Origin of the sequence: Nesterenkonia cremea, from assembly GCF_014642675.1 — a bacterium.
GTDB classification, from domain to species: Bacteria; Actinomycetota; Actinomycetes; order Actinomycetales; family Micrococcaceae; genus Nesterenkonia; species Nesterenkonia cremea.
Window position 1 is genome coordinate 63,909 of record NZ_BMIS01000012.1, and the last position, 23,935, is coordinate 87,843.

19 protein-coding genes are annotated in these 23,935 nt (G+C 65.0%); 18 read left to right on the forward strand and 1 reads right to left on the reverse strand.

Translation table 11 applies throughout. The features are described from left to right. Positions 1-93 precede the first annotated feature (93 nt). The 13 genes from topA to IEW85_RS11895 all read left to right on the forward strand — a co-directional run bounded on the left by topA (position 94) and on the right by IEW85_RS11895 (position 16,698). Positions 94-2,889: a type I DNA topoisomerase gene (topA, locus tag IEW85_RS11835; RefSeq protein ID WP_188685973.1), complete on the forward strand. Its 2,796-nt coding sequence runs from the start codon at positions 94-96 to the stop codon at positions 2,887-2,889. A gap of 12 nt (positions 2,890-2,901) precedes the next feature. Then, complete coding sequence (locus tag IEW85_RS11840) at positions 2,902-3,981, forward strand: Ppx/GppA family phosphatase (protein WP_188685975.1); 1,080 nt, start codon at positions 2,902-2,904, stop codon at positions 3,979-3,981. Then, complete coding sequence (locus IEW85_RS11845; RefSeq protein WP_229658996.1) at positions 3,968-4,777, forward strand: sugar phosphate isomerase/epimerase family protein; 810 nt, start codon at positions 3,968-3,970, stop codon at positions 4,775-4,777. Before IEW85_RS11840 ends, IEW85_RS11845 begins: the two co-directional genes overlap by 14 nt. Before the next feature lie 202 nt (positions 4,778-4,979). Beyond that, complete coding sequence (locus IEW85_RS11850) at positions 4,980-5,666, forward strand: hypothetical protein (RefSeq protein ID WP_188685979.1); 687 nt, start codon at positions 4,980-4,982, stop codon at positions 5,664-5,666. A gap of 107 nt (positions 5,667-5,773) precedes the next feature. Continuing rightward, complete coding sequence (locus tag IEW85_RS11855) at positions 5,774-7,369, forward strand: type I restriction-modification system subunit M (protein ID WP_229658997.1); 1,596 nt, start codon at positions 5,774-5,776, stop codon at positions 7,367-7,369. Between the two features lie 257 nt (positions 7,370-7,626). Then, positions 7,627-8,574: a restriction endonuclease subunit S gene (locus tag IEW85_RS11860; RefSeq protein ID WP_188685983.1), complete on the forward strand. Its 948-nt coding sequence runs from the start codon at positions 7,627-7,629 to the stop codon at positions 8,572-8,574. Continuing rightward, positions 8,571-11,690, forward strand: coding sequence for a type I restriction endonuclease subunit R (locus IEW85_RS11865; RefSeq protein ID WP_188685986.1), 3,120 nt, complete (start codon positions 8,571-8,573; stop codon positions 11,688-11,690). The genes IEW85_RS11860 and IEW85_RS11865 overlap by 4 nt, the downstream gene beginning before the upstream one ends. Before the next feature lie 69 nt (positions 11,691-11,759). Beyond that, positions 11,760-12,620 (forward strand): pyrroline-5-carboxylate reductase, encoded by an 861-nt coding sequence (proC, locus tag IEW85_RS11870; protein WP_188685987.1) that lies wholly within the window; start codon positions 11,760-11,762, stop codon positions 12,618-12,620. Positions 12,621-12,683: 63 nt separating this feature from the next. Continuing rightward, positions 12,684-14,099, forward strand: a complete 1,416-nt coding sequence (locus IEW85_RS11875) for a TrkH family potassium uptake protein (RefSeq protein ID WP_229658998.1) — start codon at positions 12,684-12,686, stop codon at positions 14,097-14,099. A 56-nt stretch (positions 14,100-14,155) separates the two neighbouring features. Next, the gene (locus IEW85_RS11880; protein ID WP_188686017.1) at positions 14,156-14,794 is read left to right on the forward strand and encodes a potassium channel family protein; all 639 of its coding nucleotides are present in this window, start codon (positions 14,156-14,158) and stop codon (positions 14,792-14,794) included. Positions 14,795-14,896: 102 nt separating this feature from the next. Next, the gene (locus IEW85_RS11885; RefSeq protein ID WP_229658999.1) at positions 14,897-16,150 is read left to right on the forward strand and encodes an acetoin utilization protein AcuC; all 1,254 of its coding nucleotides are present in this window, start codon (positions 14,897-14,899) and stop codon (positions 16,148-16,150) included. 97 nt (positions 16,151-16,247) lie between these two features. Further along, positions 16,248-16,343, forward strand: coding sequence for a 30S ribosomal protein bS22 (locus IEW85_RS11890; RefSeq protein ID WP_022873036.1), 96 nt, complete (start codon positions 16,248-16,250; stop codon positions 16,341-16,343). A gap of 91 nt (positions 16,344-16,434) precedes the next feature. Next, positions 16,435-16,698, forward strand: coding sequence for a glutaredoxin family protein (locus tag IEW85_RS11895; protein ID WP_188685989.1), 264 nt, complete (start codon positions 16,435-16,437; stop codon positions 16,696-16,698). Between the two features lie 166 nt (positions 16,699-16,864). Here the strand turns inward: IEW85_RS11895 and IEW85_RS11900 are convergent, their stop codons facing one another. Beyond that, positions 16,865-17,521 carry a hypothetical protein gene (locus tag IEW85_RS11900; RefSeq protein WP_188685991.1) on the reverse strand — a complete coding sequence of 219 codons (657 nt, stop codon included), beginning with the start codon at positions 17,519-17,521 and terminating at the stop codon, positions 16,865-16,867. Between the two features lie 246 nt (positions 17,522-17,767). On the opposite strand from IEW85_RS11900, the gene IEW85_RS11905 reads away from it, so the two are divergent. The 5 genes from IEW85_RS11905 to IEW85_RS11925 are packed head-to-tail and all read left to right on the forward strand — an operon-like array spanning position 17,768 to position 23,587. Further along, positions 17,768-18,280: a CarD family transcriptional regulator gene (locus IEW85_RS11905; protein ID WP_188685993.1), complete on the forward strand. Its 513-nt coding sequence runs from the start codon at positions 17,768-17,770 to the stop codon at positions 18,278-18,280. A gap of 47 nt (positions 18,281-18,327) precedes the next feature. Next, complete coding sequence (gene ispF / locus IEW85_RS11910) at positions 18,328-19,653, forward strand: 2-C-methyl-D-erythritol 2,4-cyclodiphosphate synthase (RefSeq protein ID WP_188685995.1); 1,326 nt, start codon at positions 18,328-18,330, stop codon at positions 19,651-19,653. Between the two features lie 9 nt (positions 19,654-19,662). Continuing rightward, positions 19,663-21,111 carry a cysteine--tRNA ligase gene (gene cysS / locus IEW85_RS11915; protein ID WP_188685997.1) on the forward strand — a complete coding sequence of 483 codons (1,449 nt, stop codon included), beginning with the start codon at positions 19,663-19,665 and terminating at the stop codon, positions 21,109-21,111. A gap of 2 nt (positions 21,112-21,113) precedes the next feature. Then, positions 21,114-22,121 carry a 23S rRNA (guanosine(2251)-2'-O)-methyltransferase RlmB gene (gene rlmB / locus IEW85_RS11920; RefSeq protein ID WP_188685999.1) on the forward strand — a complete coding sequence of 336 codons (1,008 nt, stop codon included), beginning with the start codon at positions 21,114-21,116 and terminating at the stop codon, positions 22,119-22,121. Positions 22,122-22,141: 20 nt separating this feature from the next. Beyond that, entirely contained in the window at positions 22,142-23,587 is a 1,446-nt protein-coding gene (locus tag IEW85_RS11925; RefSeq protein ID WP_188686002.1) for a maltokinase N-terminal cap-like domain-containing protein, read from the forward strand. Positions 23,588-23,935 lie beyond the last annotated feature (348 nt).

Consider the following 23,935-nt stretch of genomic DNA (forward strand, 5'->3'; position numbering starts at 1 on the left):
CCGCCGCACAGACCTGAGAAACCCCGCTGTTATAGTGAGCTTCCGACGGCCCGTCCGTCGTATACGCACCCGTCACCTGGTTCTAGGAGAGCAGTGCCCGCAGGCAAGAAGCTCGTGATCGTCGAGTCCCCGGCCAAGTCCAAGTCCATCGCCAAGTATCTGGGCGATGACTTCATCGTCGACGCATCGGCCGGGCATATCCGTGACCTGCCGCAGCCCTCCGATCTGCCTGCGGACATGAAGAAGGGCCCCTTCGGCAAGTTCGCGGTGAATCCGGAGGAGGGCTTCAAGCCCTACTACGTGATCTCCGACTCCAAGAAGTCCAAGGTGCGGGAGCTCAAGGCGCGGCTGAAGGAAGCCGATGAGCTCTATCTGGCCCCCGATGCCGACCGCGAGGGTGAGGCCATCGCGTGGCATCTCCTGGAGGTCCTCAAGCCCAAGGTCCCGGTCTACCGGATGACCTTCACCGAGATCACCCGCGAGGGCATCACCCGTGCTCTGGAGAACGTCCGCGAGATCGATCAGGATCTGGTGGACGCCCAGGAGACCCGCCGCATCCTGGACCGCCTGTTCGGCTATGAGCTCTCCCCGGTGCTGTGGCGCAAGGTGGGCAAGGGTCTCTCGGCCGGCCGTGTCCAGTCCGTGGCCACCCGCCTGGTGGTGGAGCGCGAGCGTGAGCGCATGGCCTTCATCCCGGCGTCGTACTGGGACCTCAGCGGCACCTTCTCCACCGACGGCGGCGAGGAGTTCACGGCCAAGCTGACGGCCCTGGACGGTTCCCGCATCGCCACCGGCTCCGACTTCGATGACCGCGGCGAGCTGAAGCAGACCCGCTCCAAGCAGGACGTGGCCGTCCTGAAGAGGGACGACGCCGAGTCGCTGGCCTCCGGCCTGACCGACGCCCCCTTCTCTGTGGACTCCCTGGAGGAGAAGCCCTACAGCCGTCGTCCCCAGCCGGCCTTCATCACCTCCACCCTGCAGCAGGAGGCGGCGCGGCGTCTGCGCTTCTCCTCGCGGGTGACCATGCAGGTGGCGCAGCGTCTCTACGAGAACGGCTACATCACCTATATGCGTACCGACTCGGTCACGCTCTCCAATGAGGCCGTCCAGGCGGCCCGCCGCCAGGCCACCGAGCTCTACGGCGCGGACCACGTGCCGGAGAAGCCGCGCTTCTACGCCAAGAAGAACGAGTCCGCCCAGGAGGCCCACGAGGCCATCCGTCCGGCCGGTGACCACTTCCGCACTCCGGGCCAGGTGGCCAACCAGCTCTCCGCGGATGAGTTCAAGCTCTACGAGCTGATCTGGAAGCGCACCGTCGCCTCCCAGATGCAGGACGCCAAGGGCTTCACCGCCTCGGTGCGGCTCACCGGTGAGGCCGCCGACGGCCGCCGCGCCACCTTCGGCGCCTCCGGCACCGTCATCACCTTCCCCGGCTTCCTGGCCGCCTATGAGGAGGTCAAGGAGCAGGAGGAGTCCGACGCCGCCAAGGCCAAGGATTCGAATAAGCGGCTGCCCAAGCTGGAGGAGGGCGAGAAGCTCACCGGCGAGGACATCGAGGCCAAGGGCCACGAGACCACCCCGCCGGCCCGCTACACCGAGGCCTCCATCGTCGCGGAGCTGGAGAAGCGGGAGATCGGCCGTCCCTCCACCTACGCGCCCACCATCTCGACCATCATGGACCGCGGCTACGTGACCAAGCGCGGTTCGGCCCTGGTGCCGTCGTGGACCGCGTTCAGCGTGATCCGCCTGCTGGAGGAGCATTTCGGCCGCTATGTGAACTATGACTTCACCGCCCGCATGGAGGACGACCTCGACCAGATCGCCCGCGGCGAGATCGAGCGGGAGGCCTGGCTGCAGGGCTTCTACTTCGGCGCCTCCTCCGGTGAGCAGGGGCTGAAAGACGTGGTGGACAACCTGGGCGAGATCGACGCCCGGGCCATCAACTCCATGGCGGTGGCTGAGAACACCCACCTGCGGGTGGGCCGCTACGGGCCGTATCTGGAGCGTCCCAATCCGGACGGTGTCGTGGACGCCGAGGGCGAGCTGGAGGTGCAGCGGGCCAACCTGCCGCAGGATCTGGCCCCGGATGAGCTCACCGCCCAGAAGGTGGAGGAGCTCTTCGAGCAGGCGAAGCACTCGGGCAAGGTCCTGGGCGACGATCCGGGGACCGGCCGCGAGATCGTGGCCAAGGACGGCCGCTACGGCCCCTATGTCACCGAGGTCATCCCGGAGATGACCGAGGAGGAGCTGCAGTCCTATCTGGACGCCCAGCCCACCGAGTACTACAAGAACGGCAAGCCCAAGCCCAAGAAGAAGCCTGCCAAGCAGAAGCCGCGCACCGGCTCGCTGCTCAGCGGCATGACCCTGGAGACGGTGTCTCTGGAGGATGCGCTGAAGATCCTCTCGCTGCCGCGCGTGGTGGGAACCGACGACGACGGCGAGGAGATCACCGCTCAGAACGGCCGCTTCGGTCCGTATCTGAAGAAGGGCAGCGACTCCCGCTCCCTGGAGTCCGAGGACCAGATGTTCACCATCACCGTGGACGAGGCGAAGAAGATCTACGCCCAGCCCAAGCAGCGGGGACGCCGCGCGGCCCAGCCGCCGCTGGCGGAGTTCGGCAGCGACCCGACCACGGAGAAGCCGGTGGTGGTCAAGGACGGCCGCTTCGGCCCCTATGTCACCGACGGCGAGACCAACGTGACGGTGCCGCGCAGCGTCTCGGTGGAGCAGCTCACCAAGGAGCACGCCTACTCGCTGCTGGCGGAGAAGCGGGCCAAGGGTCCGGCCAAGAAGAGCACCGCCAAGAAGTCTGCTGCCAAGAAGTCTGGCGCCACCAAGAAGAGCACAACGAAGAAGTCGACGGCCAGCACCAAGGCCGGAGCCTCCTAGGAGTTCGCAGCTATGCGTCTGGGCGTGCTGGACATCGGTTCGAATACGGTGCATCTGCTGCTGGTGGATGCACATATCGGCGCTAAGCCGGAGGCCTTCGCCTCCCATAAGCGCCCACTGTCACTGGTGAAGTACCTCGATGAGTTCGGGGCCATCACTGCGGAGGGCCAGGAGGAGCTGATCAGCTTCATCGCTGAGGCGGCGCGCTTCGCCGCCCGGCACCGGGCTGATGACATGCTCTCCTTCTGCACCTCGGCCATCCGTGAGGCCAGCAACGGTGAAGCCGTGCTGGCCCGGGTGTCCCAGGAGACCGATGTGGAGCTCATGGAGCTCACAGGGGCTCAGGAATCGGCGATGACCTTCTTCGCCGCCCGCCGCTGGCGGGGCTGGAGCGCCGGGCACATTCTGAACTTCGACATCGGAGGCGGCTCCTTCGAGATCGCCTACGGCCAGGACGAGCTGCCGGCCACCGCCATGTCCGCCCCTCTGGGCGCTGGGCGGCTCACCCGGGACTGGCTGGCCGGGCCCACTGACACCCTGCCGGGGGAGAGGGCCGTCTTCAAGGATCAGATCCGTGAGCTGAAGACCTATGTGCGTGAGGAGCTGGAGGCGGCCCGCCGCGAGTTCCCGGCGCTGAGCCAGCATATGGAGGTCCTGGCCACCTCCAAGACCTTCCGTTCCCTGGCCCGGATGACCGGTGCCGCCCCCTCGGCGGAGGGCCCCTATGTGAAGCGGACTCTGCACCGGAAGGACCTGAAGCCCCTGGTCAAGAAGCTGGGGGAGATGTCCGCGGCGCAGCGTGCGGAGCTGCCCGGCGTCTCGGTGACTCGAGCCCCGCAGGTCTTCGCCGGCGCCCTGGCGGCGGAGCAGGCCATGAAGGTCTTTGAGATCGAGGAGCTGCAGATCTGCCCCTGGGCTCTGCGTGAGGGCCTGATCCTGCGGCGTCTGGACGCGCTGGCCCGGGAGAAGTCCGAGGAGGTGAGCCACGCGCCCGGCGTCGGGCATGTGGATCTGGCCCGTGAGCTCAAGAAGCCGCAGCGCCCCTCCGGGCGTCCGCGCGCAGAGGCGGCGGTGGAACGTGCCCGCAGCTGATATCCCGGTGGCTCTGTCCACCTCCTCGGTGTATCCGTTGGGGGTGGCCGAGGGGTTCTCCATCGCCCAGGACCTGGGCTATGACGGGGTGGAGGTGATGGTCACCCATCGCACCGAGACGCAGCGGGCGGAGGTGCTGAACCGCCTGTCGGAGAAGTTCGGGCTGGAGATCATGGCCATCCATGCACCCACGCTGCTGCTGACCCAGCAGGTGTGGGGCTCGGCCTGGGAGAAGCTGGCCAAGAGCGCGCAGCTGGCCCTGGACGTCGGCTGCGGCGTCGTGGTGGCGCATCCGCCCTTCCGATGGCAGACCGGCTATGCGGAGGGCTTCGCCGAAGGCATCGCGGAGATCGAGGAGCGCACCGGAGTGCTCTTCGCTGTGGAGAATATGTACCCCTGGCGGGCCGGCGGCCGGGAGGCCACCATGTACCTGCCGCACTGGGATCCGGTGGACCAGCCCTACCCCCACGTGACCTGGGACTTCTCCCATGCCGCCACGGCGGAGGCGGACTCCTGCAGCTCCGTGGAGGCGTTGGGATCGCGGCTGCGACATGTGCATCTGACCGACGGCTGGTCCAACGGCTTCAAAGACGATCACCTGATCCCCGGCCACGGCGAGCAGCGCGTGGCCGAGACCATGCAGCTCATCGGCAGCCCAGAGTTCGGCGACGGCGGCTTCGACGGCGTGGTGGCCGTGGAGGTCTCCACCCGCTCGGCCCGGAAGGTGGGGGAGCGGGAGCGGATGCTCGCGGAGTCGCTGGCCTTCGCCCGGACCCATCTGGGGCAGAGCGGCTGACCTGACGCGATCGGCACAGAAGCTGGACTGGCTGGTGAGCGGCAGTTTCGCCCTTAACTCGAGGCTTACTGTTTAGCTCGTGATTGACAGAGCTGCTGGTGTGAGTCACATAACGGTCTCGCGAGCGAAGTTCTGAAGCTCAGCTGTAACCTTGCTACGGGTCTCTTCGGGCTGAGGGATCGATCGGAAGTGAGGCGGCAGAATGGGAAATCCAGCAGAAGAGCTCTCCGTCATTCTCAGGGAATGGCAGGCGGGTGAAGGGCGAAGCATGGAGGCCCTTCGAGATACTAAGTCTTCGTCCGGTCTTCGGAAACACCTGACAGCTATGCGACTGCTCGAGGAGGTTGCGGAGCGAGTAGAGCGCATGGCATCCGAAGGGCGCAAGGTGCGTGGCTACCAGGATTTGTGGCCGAGGCTCGGTCGGGGCATCCTCGCTATTAAGTCACGCTGGACTCAGCGTCCAGTCACGGGTGCAGCTGACTTCAAAGAATCTGATCTTGACCTCTTGGACCAACTCGGTGAACTTCTCGATCTTGATCAGACGCGAGTCATCATCAATGCAGAGTCTCAGGATCGGCTTATCGAGCTTATGGAAGAGTCGCTGAGCGTGCTGGACTCTGACTCCTCACTGCCAGAAGCGACAAGTTCTTACATCAGGAGATGTCTTGAGCGGCTGCTCACTTGCTTGCGGGAGTATGAGCGGCACGGGAGATCTGCAACTGAAGAGGCAGTTCAGCACGCCTATTTTGCGATGCAAGCCGCCGAGGTGGAATCCGACGAACCGTCCAAATGGCAGAGGCTCCGCGAGCAGGTCCTGGTTCCTCTGCCCGCCGGCATCATCTCAGGAGCCGCTGTGAATCTGATCGCTGCGGCAACGGGAACTGGATAGCTTGGAAAACTTGGCGATGGCAGGCACCCTCCCGTCAGGCAAGTGTGTCTTAGGTTCTCGGTAGAGTTGATGCCGTTGGCCGGACCGCGATGATGAGGGGTAAAGATTTGGCTGAGGCTGGAACCGCCAAGCGGGGCGCGAAGAAGGGCGCTGCGAAGGGGCAGGCGAAGAAGACCCTCGAGCAGACGCTCTGGGAGGCCGCTGAGACTCTCCGCGGAAACCAGGAGCCGGGCGAGTACAAGCACGTGGTGCTCGGTCTCGTGTTTCTGAAGTACATCTCCGACCGCTTCGTCGAATACCGTCAGAAGCTCGAGGAAGAACTCCAAGAGGACGGTCTCGACCCTCACGAGATCGCAGAAACCCTGGAGGACCGCGACGAGTACACCGCGGAAAACGTCTTCTGGGTGCCCATGGCTGCTCGCTACAGCGCCGTGCAGGACATGGCCAAGACCGAGCGCGTCGGCGAGCGGATCGACCAGGCCATGGACCTTATCGAAAAGGAGAACCCCACGCTCGTGGGCGTGCTCCCGAACAACTACGCCCGTGAGGGCCTCGACCAGCGCAAGCTGGGCGAGCTGGTGGACCTCATCGGCTCCATCGGGTTCCACGCATCGCAGGACCACGGCAGCGACGACGTCCTCGGCCGCGTCTACGAGTACTTCCTCGGCCAGTTCGCCGGCCGGGAGTCAGGTAAGGACGCTGGCGCCTTCTACACGCCCCGTTCGGTGGTCAAGGTGCTGGTGGAGATGCTCGAGCCCTATAAGGGGCGCGTTTATGACCCGGCCTGTGGGTCCGGCGGCATGTTCGTCGAGTCCATGGACTTCGTGAAGGCCCACGGCGGTCAGCGCGATGACATTTCGATCTACGGCCAGGAGTACACCCACACCACGTGGAAGCTGGCCAAGATGAACCTGGCGATTCGCGGCCTTGATGCTGATCTCGGTAAGAAGGCAGCCGATTCCTTTGCTGAAGATCTGCATCCTGATCTGCGAGTGGATTACGTGCTCGCGAATCCGAAGTTTAATCAGAGTGACTGGTTTCACCCCAAGCTCCAGGACGATCCGCGTTGGAAGTACGGGTTGCCGCCTGAGGGGAATGCAAACTTCGCGTGGATTCAGCATTTCATTCACCACCTGGCGCCTGATGGGCATGCTGGCATCGTCTTGGCCAACGGAAGCCTCAGTTCCAAATCTGGCGGCGAGGGAGAAATCCGCCGGAAGTTGGTGGAGTCCGAGTTGGTAGATTGCATTGTAGCAATGCCTGACAAGCTCTTCTTTAACACGACCATTCCGGTGAGTCTGTGGTTCTTCTCGAAGAACCGCCACGGTAGCGGACACCTTGAGCGCAAGGGTGAGGTTCTGTTCATCGACGCCCGCCAGTTGGGCCGTTTGGAATCGCGTAGGCATCGAGTTCTGGACGACGACGACATTGCTAAGATCGCTGATACATACCACTCGTGGCGGAATCGAGACGGAGAGTATGAGGATGTCCCAGGATTTGCCAATGCTGCGAGTCTTGAAGACATTTCCAATAACGATTTTATTCTCACTCCAGGGCGCTACGTCGGCCTGGAAGAAGTTGCAGTGGATGGTGAGCCGATCGAGGAAAAGATTGAACGCCTCACTCAGGCGCTGTATGCAGAGTTTGACCGAGGGCGGGAGCTCGAGCAGGGTATACGGAATCTCCTTGGAGACTTGCGATGACTAGCTCCAGAGTTTTCCTGAAGGACCTACTTGTCACTACGAAGGATGGGGACTGGGGGCTCTCTGAGGCGGAAGATGGCCATACTCCCTATCGGGTGATTAGGGGTACTGATTTCGAGCGCCTTCGCTTTGGCGATTCTTCATCCGTCCCGCGTCGCTACATGCCGGAGCGAAATGTTTGGCGTCGTCACTTGGAGCCTTGGGACATTCTGCTTGAAACTGCAGGGGGCACTCAGGATCGTCCAACGGGGAGAACGATGCTAGTTACTCCCGGTGTCCTGAAATCGCTCGGAGAGCCCGCGACTTGTGCCAGCTTCGCGAGGTTTCTGAGGGTAGACAAGAAGCTGGCCAGTCCTAGTTACGTCTTCTGGTTCCTTCAGGATATGTACCTCAGCGGCCAGATGCGGCAACACGAGGTCCGCCACACGGGGGTGGGGCGCTTCCAGTACACGCGTTTTGCCGAGTCAGTGGAGATTCCGCTGCCGTCATTGGGAGAGCAGCGGGGAATTGCGACAACGCTCGGGGTGCTGGACGACAAGATCGACTCGAATCGTCGGAAGATTTCTCTCGGTACTGACCTGATCCACTCTTGTGTGACCAAGGAAGTAGTGTCGGAGCCTGAAACCGTGGCTGTTTCCGAGATTGCACGCTTCGTGAACGGCGGTGCATACACGAAAGGCGCTACAGGATCGGGCAGGATGGTCATTAGGATCAAGGATCTAAACTCAGGGCCCGGGGCTTCGACTGTATACAACGATATAGACGTGCCAGATGACAAGACAGCTCGGCCCGGTGATCTCCTCATGTCGTGGTCCGGAACCCTCGGTGTTTATCGATGGTTCCGTGATGAAGCGATCATTAACCAGCACATCTTCAAGGTGCTTCCGAGTGGGTTCCCAGATTGGCTCGTCTATGATCGGTTGCACTCGGTGATCGCAGAGTTCCAGGCGATTGCGAAGGACAAGGCGACCACCATGGGCCATATTAAGCGTGGGCACCTTGAATCAACACGAGTCGCTCTTCCGGAACCAAACACTATAGAAGCATTGAATAGTGTCCTCGGGCCGCTCTGGGAGCGTCTCAAGGTTGCTGAACAGGAGAACCGGAAGCTCGAAGCTCTGCGTGACGCGCTACTTCCAGAGCTCCTGTCTGGGCGGATCCGGGTTCCGGAGGCGGCTGAAGCAGTGAAGGAGGCTGTCTCATGACGGTCTACACCGAAGAGCTGGTGGAGGACGCGGCACTCGAGTGGCTCGAAGCGTTGGGCTACGAGGTGTTGCACGGTCCGGACCTGGGCCCCGATGCTGAGGCGGCGGAGCGCGCGTCGTGGGACGACGTGTTCCTTGGCGAGCGGCTCCGCAGTGCGGTTGAGCGGATCAACCCTGACGTCCCGGCTGACGTCTGTGCCGAAGCGATCAAGAAGATCCAGCGTCCTGAATCGCAGGACACGCTCACGGAGAATCACCGTATCCACCGCCTCCTCACCGAAGGCGTCCCGATCGAGCACCGTAACGCTGCAGGTCAGGTGCGGACCATTACGGTTCATGTGGTCGACTTCCAGAATCCCGAGCTGAACGACTGGGCGACGGTCAATCAGGTCACAGTCATCGAGAACCGCAACCGACGACCGGACGTGCTGGTGTACCTCAATGGGGTCCCGGTGGCACTCTTCGAACTGAAGTCCGCAGTCGCCCACAACGCCACGTTGAAATCTGCCTTCAACCAGGTGCAGACCTACCGTCGCGACATCCCGTCGGTCTTCAATACCAACGCACTGACGGTGATCAGCGACGGAACTGCGGCAGCCATGAGCACCTTCACCGCCCACTGGGAGCACTACGCTCCGTGGAAGACCATCGACGGTGAAGAGATCACGGGAACGCCCTCGCTCGACATCCTCATTAAAGGAGTCTTCCCGAAGACGCGCTTCCTGGACATCCTGAAGAACTTCATCGTGTTCTCCGAGGAGACGATCACCGAGAAGGACGGCACCGCCAAACAGATCCACATCAAGCGCGCGGCCAAGTACCACCAGTACTGGGCGGTCAACAAAGCCGTGGAATCCACCATTCGTGCTTCCCAGCCGGACGGTGATCGGCGTGGTGGCGTCATCTGGCATACCCAGGGCTCTGGAAAGAGCTTCGAGATGGTCTTCTACGCGGCCAAGATTATGCGCGACATCAGGATGGCCAACCCCACTCTGGTGTTCCTCACAGACCGCAACGATCTCGACGACCAGCTCTTTGCCGAGGTCTTCGCCCCAGCGCACATCCTGCCTGAATCCGCGACTCAGGCAGACACGCGAGACGACCTCAGAGCTAAGCTGCGCCGAGCGTCCGGCGGCATCATCTTCACCACGCTGCAGAAGTTCGGCGTGCCCGACGGTGACAACCCTGTGCTCACCGACCGTCGTAACGTCGTGGTGGTTGCCGATGAAGCTCACCGCTCACAGTACGGTCTGAAATCCCGGCTCGACGGAGAGACGGGACAGCTAAAAGCAGGCTTCGCCAAGCACATGCGGGATGCGCTGCCCGGGGCAACCTTCCTTGGCTTCACCGGCACCCCGATCGAATCCGCCGACAAATCAACCCGCAGCGTCTTCGGCGACTACATCGACATCTATGACCTCACTCGCGCCGTGGACGACGGAGCCACGGTGAAGATCTACTACGAGTCGCGACTCGCGAAGATCGGGCTCAACGAAGACGACCTCGACACGCTGGATGAACTGGCGGAGCAGATCGTCGGGGACAGCGAAGAGGAACTCGGTGAGAAGGCCAAATCGAAGTGGGCCCGTCTTGAAGCCATCGTCGGATCCGAGTCGCGCCTGGACATGATCGCTGCAGACATCGTCGAGCACTGGGAGAACCGTAGGAATTCTCTCCTGGGCGGCAAAGCCATGATCGTGACTATGAGCCGGCGCATCGCCGTACGACTCTACGAGAAGATCACGGCGTTGCGACCGGACTGGCACTCTGAGGATCCATCTGAGGGACGGATCAAAGTAGTCATGACCGGCTCGGCCTCAGACCCGCAGAACTTCCAAGCTCATCTCTACGACAAGCAGACGCGCAATCAGCTCAAGGCGCGGGCGAAGAACCCGGAGGACTCCCTGGAGCTCGTGATCGTCCGCGACATGTGGCTCACCGGCTTCGACTCGCCATCCATGAACACGATGTACGTGGACAAGACCATGCGTGGTGCCGGCCTCATGCAGGCGATCGCACGGGTCAACCGCACCTTCAAGGACAAGACCGGCGGCCTCATCGTCGATTACATCGGAATCTTCACCCGCCTCCAGAACGCGCTGGGCGAGTACTCGCCCACAGATCGCGAACAGGCCGGTGTTCCGATCGACGAAGTCGTGGCCGTGATGCAGGAGAAATACGGCGTCGTCCGGGACATCCTCTACGGGGTGCGTTACACCAGCACGGCTGGCATGTCCTCTGCCCAGCGTCAGGAGCAGTACAACGACGTCCTCAACTTCGTGCTGGCTGACGCTGAGCGGGCCAGACGTTTCCGGGACCAGACCCTTGCCCTGGTCAAAGCTTTCTCACTGGCAGGCACACGCGACGAGGCCGCAGCCATCCGCGATGACGTCGCCCTCTTCGCTGCGGTCCGCGCCGGCGTAGAGAAGTTCCAGGACACCGGGTCAGGGCTGGCCGGATCCTCGGCGGAGGAGATGGACAGCGCGTTGGGAGATCTCGTCAATGCCGCCATCGCCGCAGACAAGGTGATCGACGTCTACGGTTTCTCCGGACAGGAGAAGCCCGAGCTCTCCCTGCTCAGTGACGAGTTCCTGGGCTCGTTGGTGCATGACGAGCGGGCTAATCTGCAGCTCACAATGCTGCGTAAGCTCCTCGATGATGAGGTGCGCAGCGTGAAGCGGCGGAACGTCGTCAAAGGCCGGGCATTCTCAGAGCGGCTCGATGATGCCGTGAACAAGTACACGAACCAGGCGCTCACCGCCGCAGAGGTCATCGCGGAGCTGGCCGCCCTGGCGAAAGACATCCGTGACGAGCCTCAGGAGGCAGAGCGACTTGGGCTCTCTGTCGCTGAAATGGCTTTCTACGACGCTATCCGGCAAAACGACGCGGCAGTCGAAGACTTGGGAGATGAGACCCTCAAGCAGATCACCGTGGAACTCGTCCAGTCCGTGCAGAGATCTGTTGCCGTAGATTGGACCAGCAGGAAGTCAGTGAGAGCCAAGATGCGACGCGATATCAAGCGTCTCCTCCGGCACTATAAATACCCACCTGACAAGCGGGAAGAGGCAGTTCAGCTCGTGCTCGAACAAGCCGAAGTTTATGCCAAGGCCGCGTAGATGAGGAATTACTGGCGGCCTTGCTCGGGATGAGGCTGGCGAATTCCGTGCGTCCCATAGGGTGGTGCCATGAGCACACCGAGAATCGCCATGCTGGGCCTGGGGTCCATGAACGGGGCCATCCTCTCCGGCTTCCTGGGCGCGGGCACTGCGCCCGAGGACATCATCGCCACCTCCCGCTCGGCGGCCTCCGCGCAGGCACGCTCCGAGCAGTACGGCGTCACCGTCCTGGCCGAGGAGCAGGATGAGGCCGCCAACCGCACCGCCGCCGGCCAGGCGGACATCGTCTTCCTCGGGGTGAAGCCCCACCAGATCACCGATCTGTGCGCCGAGATCCGGGACGCGCTGAAGCCTGAGGCCGTGGTGGTCTCGGTGGCCGCCGCGGTCACCCTGGACATGATGGAGCAGGCTCTGGCCCCCGGTCAGCCGGCCATCCGGACCATGCCCAACACTCCGCTCTCCGTGGGACAGGGTGTGGTGGGCCTGGCGGCCGGCACCCACAGCAGCGAGCAGCAGACCCAGCAGGTGGCTGAGCTGATGGGCGCCAGCGGAGCGGTGCTCATCCTGGCCGAGGAGCAGATCGACGCGCTGACCGGCGTCGCCGGCTCCGGCCCCGCCTACGCCTTCTACCTGGCCGAGCATATGGCCGCCGCCGGTGTGGAGATGGGCCTGGACCCTGAGCTGGCCGCGGATCTGGCCGCCCAGACCCTCTACGGGGCGGGCCGGATGCTGGTGGAGAACCGGCCCTCCCACACTGCGACGCCGGCCGACGCCGCCCAGCTGCGCCGCAAGGTGACCAGCCCCAACGGGACTACGCAGCAGGCCATCGAGACCTTCGACGCCCGCGGCATGGCTGAGGCCATCCGCGTCGGGGCCAAGGCCAGCTCCACCCGCGCTGCGGAGATCACCGAGCAGCTGCGCGGCAGCTGAGCGGAATCGCCTCCTCGCCGGGCGATGCCGCATCAGCACCTGAACAGTCGTAGGCTGGGGAGCATGCAGGGGGACACCACGCACCGTCCGCCGGCCTACGGCCAGCAGATGCATGAGACCAGCGCCTGGCGCAGCTTCACCAGGTGGTTGGGCCGGCTCTCGGGATCATCGCCGGCCCGTGCCGCCCTGCTCATCTTCGCCCTGACCATCGGGCTGTTCACCTCCCTGCTGATGATGCCCTGGGCCACGGCCAGCGGCAGCGCCCCGGACTTCCACGATGCTCTCTTCGTGGCCACCTCCGCGGTCACCGTCACGGGCCTGACACCGGTGAACACGGCCGAGCACTGGTCCCTGGCCGGGGAGATCGTGATCCTGGTGGGCATCCAGGTGGGCGGCTTGGGCATCATCACCATCGCCGCCCTGCTGGCGATCTCGGTGACCCGGCACCTCGGGCTGCGCACCCGGCTGGTGGCTCAGGAGGGCATCTCCACCGGCAAGCTCGGGGAGACCGGCTCGCTGATCAAGATCGTGGTGATCTTCTCCGCCGTCGTCGAGCTGGCCCTGGCCCTGGTGCTGGTGCCCCGGCTGATCGCCCTGGAGGGCGACGTCGCCACCGGGCTCTGGCATGGGATCTTCTACTCGGTCTCAGCCTTCAACAACGCAGGCTTCGTCATCCACCCCGAGGGTCTGGCCGGCATCGACCATGACCCGCTGGTGCTGTGGACCCTGATGGTCGGTGTGTTCCTGGGCAGCCTCGGCTTCCCGGTCCTGCTGCTGCTCTGGCGCTACCGCTGGCATATCAAGCGCTGGAGCCTGCACACCCGGCTGACCGTGGAGGTGACCCTGCTGCTGATGATCGTCGGCGCGGTGCTCTACGCCGTCCTGGAGTGGAACCACGCCGACACCCTCGGACAGATGAGCACCGGGGAGAAGCTGCAGAACTCACTCTTCGCCTCGGTGATGATGCGCTCGGGCGGATTCTCCGTGGTGGACAACGTCATGGAGCACTCCGAGACCATGCTGGTCACCAACGCCCTGATGTTCGCCGGAGGCGGTTCCGCCTCCACCGCAGGCGGCATCAAGGTCACCACCATCGCAGTGATCTTCCTGGCGTTCCTGGCCGAGGCCCGCGGTCACGAGGAGTCCACCGCCCACGGCCGCACCATCCCCGCCCAGGCGGTGCGTGTGGCCGTCTCCGTGGTGGCCATGGGTGCAACCTTCGTGCTGCTCTCCACCCTGGCGCTGATCATCATCACCGGAGACGACCTGGAGCGCCCGCTCTTCGAATCCATCTCAGCCTTCGCCACCTGCGGACTCACCTCCGGACTCACTGAGGAGCTGCCGCCCTCGGGGCTCTACGTGCTCTCTGCACTGATGTTCGCCGGGCGCATCGGCATCATGACCTTCGCTGCGGCGCTGACCATCCGTCACAGCCGAACCCGTTACCGCTATCCTGAGGCCCGGCCCATCATCGGCTGAGCCATCCTGCCGGAGAGGACACATACGTGGCAAAGCAGAGACACAGCAATAAGCCGGTGCTCGTCGTCGGCCTGGGGCGCTTCGGGATCGCCCTGTCCGAGCAGCTGATCGCGCAGAACAAAGAGGTGCTCGCCGTCGAGCGCAGCCGCAGCCTCGCGCAGAAGCACGCCGACAGCCTGACCCATGTGGTCGAGGCCGACGCCACCGACATCGAGGCGCTGAAGCAGCTGGGTGCCGAGGAGTTCGACAGCGCCGTGGTCGGCGTCGGGACCTCCATCGAGTCCAGTGTGCTGATTGCGGCGAACCTCGTGGACCTGGGCGTGAAGCAGGTCTGGGCCAAGGCGATCAACCCCACCCACGGCAAGATCCTCACCCGCATCGGCTGCCACCACGTGATCTACCCGGAGCACGACGCCGGCGTGCGTGCGGCCCACCTGGTCCCGGGCCAGATGCTGGACTTCATCAAATTCGACGATGACTTCGCCATCGTCAAGATGCGTCCGCCCAAGGACCTGCACGGCAAGACCATCGACCAGTGCCAGCCGCGCAAGCGCCACGGGGTCAACGTGGTCGGGGTGAAGTCCCCGGGCAAGGACTTCGTCTACGCCCAGCCGGACACCAAGGTCTCCGCCGGGGACACGATCATCGTCTCCGGAGACGTCACCGTGCTGGAGGGCTTCGCCGACTCCGCCTGAGGACGGTCTTCTGAGCGTGGTCTGCGCACAGGGTGAGCGCGGCGACGTCACCTGGCCAGGCCGATTGCGAGACCCGCCCTGAGTTCCCGTAGGCTTTCGGGTGTGACGCGTACCTCGTCAGCCGCCGGCTCGCAGCAGACCAGTTTTCGGGCAACTGTGCCCACTGCGGTGGTCTGGGATCCAGCCCTGCTGAGCTACCGCTTCAACGCCACCCATCCCATGGATCCGGTCCGGCTGAAGCTCACTGAGCGGCTCTGCCGCGAGTTCGGGATCTTCGAGGACCCGCAGGTCTCGCTGATCACTCCGGGGATCGCTTCGGATGAGACCCTGCGAACCATCCATGACCCCGCCTATATCGAGGCGGTCCGCGCCGGATCCTCCCGCGGGGAGGCCTCCACCGAACATGGTCTGGGCACTGAGGACACTCCGGTCTTCCCCGAGCTGCACGAGGGCGCCGCACGCATCGCCGAGGGCACGCTGCGCTGTGCCGACGCCCTGCTGGAGGGTGCGGCAGTCCATGCGGTGAACTTCGCCGGGGGCATGCACCATGCCTCCCGCGCCAAGGCCGGCGGCTTCTGCGTCTACAACGACGCCGCCCTGGCCATCCACCGTCTGCTGGAGCCGGGCCCCGGCCGCACCGGAGCCCGCAGGATTCTCTACCTGGATGTGGATGCCCATCACGGCGACGGCACACAGAGCATCTTCTACGACGACCCCCGGGTCATGACTGTCTCCCTGCACCAGACCGGGACCACGCTGTTCCCCGGCACCGGCTTTCCCAATGAGACCGGCGGGGGTGGGCCCGTCGGGGCGGAGGGCACCGCGGTCAACATCGCGCTGCCCCCGGGAACCGGTGACGCCGGCTGGCTGCGCGCCTTCCACGCCGTGGTCCCGCAGCTGGTCCAGGCCTTCGAGCCCGAGGCCATCGTCTCCCAGCACGGCTGCGACTCCCATATGTCCGATCCGCTGAGCGATCTGCAGCTGTCGGTGGATGCGCAGCGCCAGATGGCCCTGGACGTCTCGCATCTGGCCGAGGAGCATACGGAGAACCGGTGGATCGCCACCGGCGGAGGGGGTTATGCGGTCCATGACGTGGTGCCGCGGGCCTGGACGCATCTGACCGCCGTGGCCGCCGGCAGCCCGCTGCGGGCGCACACGGAGGTGCCGCAGGCCTGGCGCGACTACGTCCGGACAGCCTGCGAGGTGGAGGCTCCGCAGACCATGGGTGACGACGCCGCTCTGTGGTGGCGCTCCTGGGAGCTGGGCTACGACCCCTCCGACGCTGTGGACCGCGCAGTCATGCAGACGCGCAAGGAGATCTTCCCGCTCTACGGGCTGGACCCCTGGTACGACTGAGGCGCCTCAAGCCGATTCTGCCGGTGCCTGAGGTTGCCGTTACACTGTTCCGAGACCTTTTGGCTGACATTCACCTACAGACAAGGACCAGTACCCTATGGGCTCTGTGATCAAGAAGCGCCGTAAGCGTATGGCGAAGAAGAAGCACCGCAAGCGTCTGCGCAAGACTCGCCACCAGCGGCGCAATAAGTGATCCAGCCTCATCGGCTGTATCGTCCAGAACCCCGGAGCGTATGCTTCGGGGTTCTGTCGTATCGGAGGGCACTCACACAGGGAGGACAGATATGGGTGAGCAGGTGACGGTGGAGGTCCTGACCAAGCAGGGCTGCCATCTCTGCGAGGACGCGGTGGAGGTGACCCGGCAGGCCTGCGCCGAGTTCGGGCTGACCCACCAGGTCGTCGACATCACTGAGGATCAGCAGCTGCGAGAGCTCTACGCGGAGGAGATCCCCGTGCTGCGCATCGACGGGACGGTGCGTGACTTCTGGCGCTTTGACCCCGTGCGGCTGCGGCGTCTGATCCAGGAGGCGCTGGACTCCGCCTGCTGATCGGGCCCGTTGCCCGCAGCGCACCTCACGTACCGAACGTCCGCCTCGGGCGCGCAGACTCAGCACCCCAGAATCTCAGCACCCCAGTGACAGCGCCCCGAGACACAGTGAGGGTCCGGTCGGTGATCCGACCGGGCCCTCACTGTGGCGGCTCAGGGATGGGGGCTCAGTGGCCGCCCTCGTCCTCGCCCTCAGCCTCGAGCTGAGCCTGCTGCTCCTCGTAGACCTCCATGTAGAAGTCGTTGCAGAGCTCCAGGCCGTCCTCGTCGTGCGGGTCATCCGCAGCGCCGCCGCCGTGGGTGGCGGTGCAGTCCTCGAGGTGCGCGATGTCCTTGTCGTCGAAGTCCTCGAGCAGAGCCTCGCGGTACTCTTCCAGCGTGCCGTCCAGCACGGTGGTGGGAACGCTCTGGGTCTCGCCGTCCACGGTGTACTCGACCTCGTAGAAGCTTCCGATGTCGCCTTCGAAGCCGTTGACGATGAACTCGTCGTCGTGCTCCAGGGAGATCCGCTCGCCGGGCTCCAGCGTGGTCGAGTAGGTCTCTCCGTCCACGCTGATCTCGACCTCTGCGGGGGTCGCGTTCTGACCGTACTCGGTGTTCACGATCGAACCGATGGCGCGGGCAGCCTCGCCCTCCTCGGTGGTGAGGAAGATGATGTCGGCGTACTTCACGTCGCCGATCTCCACGCCGACGCCGTCGGAGGGGTCGTACTGGTGCGTGGTGGCCTGATAGTTGATCGCGCTGCAGCCGGTGGCGCCCATAATGGCAGCCGCTGCAAGGGTGGCCAGCGCCGGACGGCGGGCCTTGTCAGCTGCGAACTTCACGTCGAGAGTCTCCTCTGATCTCAGTGCGACATAGATCGCGTCCAAGCCTACTTCATCGAGGCCTGGAGATGCTGTCCGGGTCACACAGGTTGAGCGCCTGCGCGCTTGGGTGCTGACAGTGATTCTACGCGATGTAGAAAAAGCGTGGGCGCGTAGCTTATTGCGTGTCATGGCAGTTGCTCAGGACGACACGCTGGCCGAAATGTGACCCGTGATAAACTGATACGCGGGAAAGGGGAACAATACATGGTTTTTGAGGTCGGCGAGACAGTCGTATACCCGCACCACGGTGCGGCCACCATCGAAGAGGTCAAGACTCGCACCGTCCGGGGTGAGGAGAAGACCTATCTGAAGCTGAGGGTCTCCCAGGGTGACCTGACCATCGAAGTCCCAGCGGACAACGTCGATCTCGTGGGTGTCCGCGATGTCGTCGGAACCGAGGGCTTGGAGCACGTCTTCGACGTCCTCCGTGCGGAGCACACCGAGGAGCCCACCAACTGGTCCCGCCGCTATAAGGCGAACCTGGAGAAGCTGGCTTCCGGCGACGTCAACAAGGTCGCCGAAGTGGTTCGGGACCTCTGGCGCCGCGAGAACGACCGCGGTCTCTCCGCAGGCGAGAAGCGCATGCTGGCCAAGGCGCGCCAGATCCTGGTCTCCGAGCTGGCACTGGCCAAGAAGCTCGAGGAGGAGCAGGCTGAGAAGCTGCTCGACGAGGTTCTGGACGAGGCCCCCGTGGCAGGGGCCGATTCCAAGAAGTGAACAGATCGCAGGTGAGGCCTCAGGCCGCGCCCGCTGACATATCCCAGATGAGTCGCCCGGCAGCTGAACAGCGCCGGGCGCTCGTCATTGTGGGGGCGGGCAGCGGGCAGCGGCTCGGCTACGGGCAGCCCAAAGCCTCCGTGGACCTGGCCGGTCATCCCATCATCAGCCGCGCTCTGGAGCCGCTGACTCCGGAACTGAGCATCGGCGTCGTGGTGCTGGTTCTTCCGAGGGAGGAGCCGCATCATTCGGCCATGGCCGCCGCGGCCGAGGGTCCGGCCGCACGCTGCGGCGCCGAGGTGATCACCATCGCCGGCGGCTCCAGCCGTCCTGCCTCGGTACGCGCCGGGCTGGAGGCGGTCCGCAGCCACGGCGAGCCGCTGGGCTGGGATCCACAGCATACGGCGGTCCTCATCCACGACGCCGCCCGCCCGCTGACCCCCACTGAGGTCTTCAGCCGCGTCTTCGAGACGGTGGAGCAGGGTCACCGCGCCGTGGTGCCCGCGCTTGCGGTCACCGACACCATCAAGGCCACCCAGAAGTTCGACGCCGCCCGGTCCTGCGAGGACAGCCCAGCGCAGCCCCAGCCGGAGACCGTCCGCGAGACTCTGCCGCGTGCCGAGCTGCGTGCTGTGCAGACGCCCCAGGGGTTCTCCCTGGAGTTCCTCCAGCAGGCCTTCGCCCATATCGGGGAGCTCCCTGATGAGGCCGCGGACCGGCTGACCGATGAGGCGATGATCGCTGAGGACATGGGAGTCCCGGTCGCGCTGGTCCCCGGCAGCGAGCAGTCCCTGAAGATCACCACGCCCACCGACCTGATCACCGCGGAGGCCCTGATGCAGGCATCTCATCCCGCACCGCCCATCCCGCGGACCGGCATCGGACATGATGTCCATGCTCTGGCGGACCTGGATGAGCAGCGCGAGCTCTGGCTGGCCGGACTGCACTGGCCCGGCGAGCAGGGCCTGAGCGGGCATTCCGACGGCGACGCCGTCGCCCACGCGGCCTGCGATGCGCTGTTCAGCGCGGCCGGCATCGGGGATCTGGGGGTGCACTTCGGCGCGGACACCATCGGCACCAGCCGTCCTGAGCTGGAGGGCGCCCACGGCGCCGTGCTGCTGGCGGAGGCTGCGCGGCTGGTGCGTGAGGCCGGCTTCGAGATCGGCAACATCGCCGTGCAGCTGGTGGCGCGGCGCCCCAAGTTCGGTCCGCGCCGCGAGGAGGCGCAGCAGGTGCTCAGCGAGGCGGCCGGGGCTCCGGTCTCGGTCAGCGCGACCACATCGGACGGTCTGGGCTTCACCGGACGCTCCGAGGGGGTCCTCGCCACTGCCACGGCGTTGGTCTGCCCCGCTGACGCGGCCCACAGACGATAAGCTGACCTCGTGGCATTGCGACTCTACGACACCAAGACAGCGAGCACCCGTGACTTCGAGCCCCTGGAGCCGGGGCGCGTCTCGCTGTACTACTGCGGCGCGACCGTCCAGGGCCGGCCGCATGTCGGCCACGTCCGCTCCGCGGTGGCCTTCGACCTCCTCATCCGCTGGCTGGAGGCCTCCGGCTATGACGTGCTGAGTGTCCGCAACGTCACCGACATCGATGACAAGATCCTGGAGAAGTCCGAGGCGTCCTACGGCGCGGACTACCTGCCCAGCGCGGACTACCCGGCCGAAGAGCCCTGGTTCGCTCTGGCCTACCGCTTCGAGCAGGCCTTCCACGAGGCCTATGACGCCCTGGGCGTGCGTCGGCCCCGCTGCGAGCCTCGCGCCACCGGTCATATGACCGAGATGTTCGAGCTGATGCGCCGGCTGATCGACGCCGGCCACGCCTATCCGGCCTCCGACGGCTCCGGCGACGTCTACTTCGACGTCCGCTCCTGGCCCCAGTACGGGGAGCTGACCCGCCAGTCGGTTGAGGATATGCAGGACGCCCCCGACGCCGACCCCCGCGGCAAGCGCGATCCGCGCGATTTCGCGCTGTGGAAGGGTCATAAGGAGGGAGACCCGGAGTCCGCCTCCTGGGATTCGCCCTGGGGCCGCGGCCGCCCGGGATGGCATCTTGAGTGCTCGGCGATGTCCACCAAGTACCTGGGCTCCACCTTCGACATCCACGGAGGCGGCCTGGACCTGCGCTTCCCCCACCATGAGAACGAGCTGGCCCAGTCGGCGGCCGCAGGCGACGGCTTCGCCCGCTTCTGGCTGCACAACGGCATGGTCACCTACGAGGGCGAGAAGATGTCCAAGTCGGTGGGTAACACGATCTCCCCACAGGAGATGCTGGAGCAGGCCCGCCCCAAGGCGGTGCGCTACTTCCTGGGCCAGGCCCACTACCGCTCCCAGCTGGACTACCGTCCCGGTGCCCTGCAGGAGGCGGAGGCCGCCGTCGAGCGTGTGGAGTCCTTCTTGGACCGTGCGCTTCCGGAGTCCTTCTCTCTGCGTCCGCAGCGTCACCTCCCCGATGCCTTCCGTGAGGCCATGGATGATGACCTCAACGTCCCTGCCGCACTGGCTGCGCTGCATGAGGCCGTCCGGGCCGGCAACACCGCCCTGGATGCCGGAGACTCTGCCGCCGCTGAGGAGCGCGGACTGGAGGTCGCGGCCATGATGTCGGTTCTGGGCCTGCTCGAGGTTCCGGAGCCGGATCTCTCCTCGGGCCCTGCCGCCGCTGCGCTGGAGACGCTGATCGAGGCCCAGCTGGCAGAACGCGCTGAGGCGAAGTCAGCCAAGGACTTCGCCTCAGCAGATGCGATCCGGGACAGGCTCACCGCCGCCGGAGTCCAGATCGAGGACACCCCTGCGGGGGCCACATGGTCGCTGACCAAGGGAGGTGCATGACCATGGCGAAGGATTCACGGCCGAAGTCCGCAGCAGTGCGGAAGGCGAGCACCAAGAAGGGCCAGGTCACCGGTTCCGGAGGCCAGGGCCGCCGCAAGCTGGAGGGCAAGGGCCCGACGCCGAAGGCTGAGGATCGCGTCTATCACAAGGCGCATAAGAACAAGCAGCTCGCGGAGCGTGCCGCCGCCAAGCGCGAGGCCAACCGGCCGCGCACCCGCGGCTCCGGCTTCGGCACCGACGACGCCGTGGCTGGACGCAACGCTGTGGTCGAGGCGCTGCGTGAGGGGATTCCGGCCAAGGAGCTCCACGTGGCCGCGGACATCGACTCTGACGGTCGGGTCCGCGAGTCCCTGCGCTTCGCCGCCGAGCGGGGCATCCGGGTCAAGGAGGTCTCGCGCCGCCAGCTGGACACCACCACCGGTGAGGCCGTCCACCAGGGTGTGGCCCTGGTGCTGGAGCCCTATGACTACGCCGAGGCCGGCGAGTTCCTCGAGGATGCCCTGGAGCGTGCCCGCAAGGGATACATCCCGCAGCAGCCGCTGATGGTGGCCTGCGATTCGATCACCGATCCCCGCAACCTGGGCGCGATTCTGCGTGCCTCGGCCGCCTTCGGCGCCGACGGCGTGCTCATCCCGGAGCGGCGCAGCGCCGGAGTCACCGCCACTGTGTGGAAGACCTCGGCCGGTGCAGCGGCCCGGCTGCCCGTGGCGCGGGCTAAGAACCTGACCCAGGCCATCAAGGAGGCCAAGGAGGAGGGCTACTTCGTGCTCGGCCTCGACGGCGAGGGCGATGTCGACCTTCCCGGCCTCGAGCTGGCTGAGGAACCCCTCATCATCGTGGTCGGCTCCGAGGGCAAAGGCCTGTCCCGTCTGGTCCGCGAGAACTGCGACCAGATCGTGTCCATCCCGATCAGCGCGGCCACCGAATCTCTCAACGCCTCCATGGCCGTGGGGATCAGCCTCTATGAGATCGCCACGCTGCGCAGCGGCGGCGCCGGACGGGCGGCCTGAGGAGTGGAGGGAGCGAACTGATGAAGCGGATTCGCGGTGAGGAGCAGCCTGGCTTCCTGGACATCCTCCAGACTTGGCTTCCGCATCAGCCGTGGTTCCCGCAGGGCATCGGCCGCTACACGCTGACCCGGACGGGCGGTCTCCGCCTGCCCACCCCAGAGGGCGACGCCGATCAGCGGCTCTTCCTCGAGATGCACGTCTTCGACGTGGAGCATGCCGAGGGCACCGAGCGCATCGCCGTGCCGGTGGCGCTGCGCAGCCGGCCCTCCGCTCTGGCCGGCAAGACTGCCTTCATCGGCAAGCTCTCCACCCCAGACTTCGGTGAGGTCTGGCTCTACGACGGCGCTCGCGACCGTGCCTTCCTCTCCGCCTGGCTGGAGATGGCCCGGCGTCGGCAGGGCAGCCGTAATGGACGTTCCAAGGGAGAGGCCTTCGGCGACTTCGCTTCCTGGGAGCCCTTCACCGTGAAGCTGCGCCGCACCGCCGGCGAGCCCAAGAGCCGTCCGGTGACCCGCACTGTGGTCACCCCCGAGCATGCTCAGGAGGAGGCCGCCGCCGAGGACAAGGTGGTCGTGGAGTTCATCCGCCGCCCCTCGGTGGAGCGCCGCGAATCCTTCGACACCGTCCTGACCCTGACCCAGGCGCGCTCCCGTACCATCTCCCGTGTGCTGGGCATCGTCTCCGGTGCCTGGGAGAACCGTGCGCTGGCTTACGATGAGGAGAACATAGCCTGGGAGATGGGCGATCTGGCCGTGATCCGTGATGGCCTGACCCAGTCGCCCAACGGATGGCATCTGGCCAAGACCGCACTGGCCCAGGCAGAGCCCTTCGCGGAGAAGGCCCGCGAGATGGGCCGTTCTCTGGGGAACCTTCATGCCGACCTCGCCGGTTCCTTCGGGTCCTACCCGCAGAGCGCTGATCAGCTGCGTAGCATGGCCAAGAACGCACAGCAGGCTCTGGAACAGCAGTGGCAGGCAGTGCGTGAGGACTTCGATGAGGATGAGAGTGCTGACCTCAGCGAGGTCATCGACTCCATGGATCAGCAGCTGGGCGAGGCCGAGGAACCGCTGATGCTCCAGCGGATCCATGGTGACCTGAGCCTTCAGCATGTCCACCGTCCAGGGCAGGACGGCTGGGTCTTTCACGAGGAGGGCGGGATGGTGAACCATGCACTGCCGCTGCGCGATGTGGTCACCATGCTGATGTCCTTCGCGGCGCTGGTGATGGAGTCGGCCAGCGAGATCCCCAGCGAGGACGGCGCCAAGAAGCCGGTGAACTACGGGCGTTGGTATGAGGAGACCAGTCAGGCCTTCATCGAGGGGTACCGGCAGAGTGATGTGGAGAGCACCGGCATCGACTCGGTCCTCTTCCGCGCGGCCATGCTCGCGGAGGCGCTTGACCTCTTCGGCCGGTGGCAGGGACAGTGGGTGTTCAGGCCTTCGATGCTGATGCAGACAGAGGGCTGACCCACTGAAAAGGCCTGGATCCTCGTGATTCCGGGGACCCAGGGGCCGAGTTCACGCCGAATTTTCATACGGCGAAAAGTGGTGCTAAAGTATTGATCCGTGCCCAGGGCGCATGGCTGAGAGGCCAGGCCGGTCGGAAAAGCGGAATGCGGACTGATCAGCTTTCCTGGTGTACGATTAAGCGGCAGTTTTGCTGCGTTTGTTCTTTCTTATAAATTAGCTATCTGGTCCTGCATGACTGGACACAGGGGATTTGTTTTCTCTGGATGGTCTGGTAAGGTTATGCGGCCGGCTGGTTCGGATTGAGGATCATGCGGAAACGCTGATTTGACGAGCTGGTCAGGATGG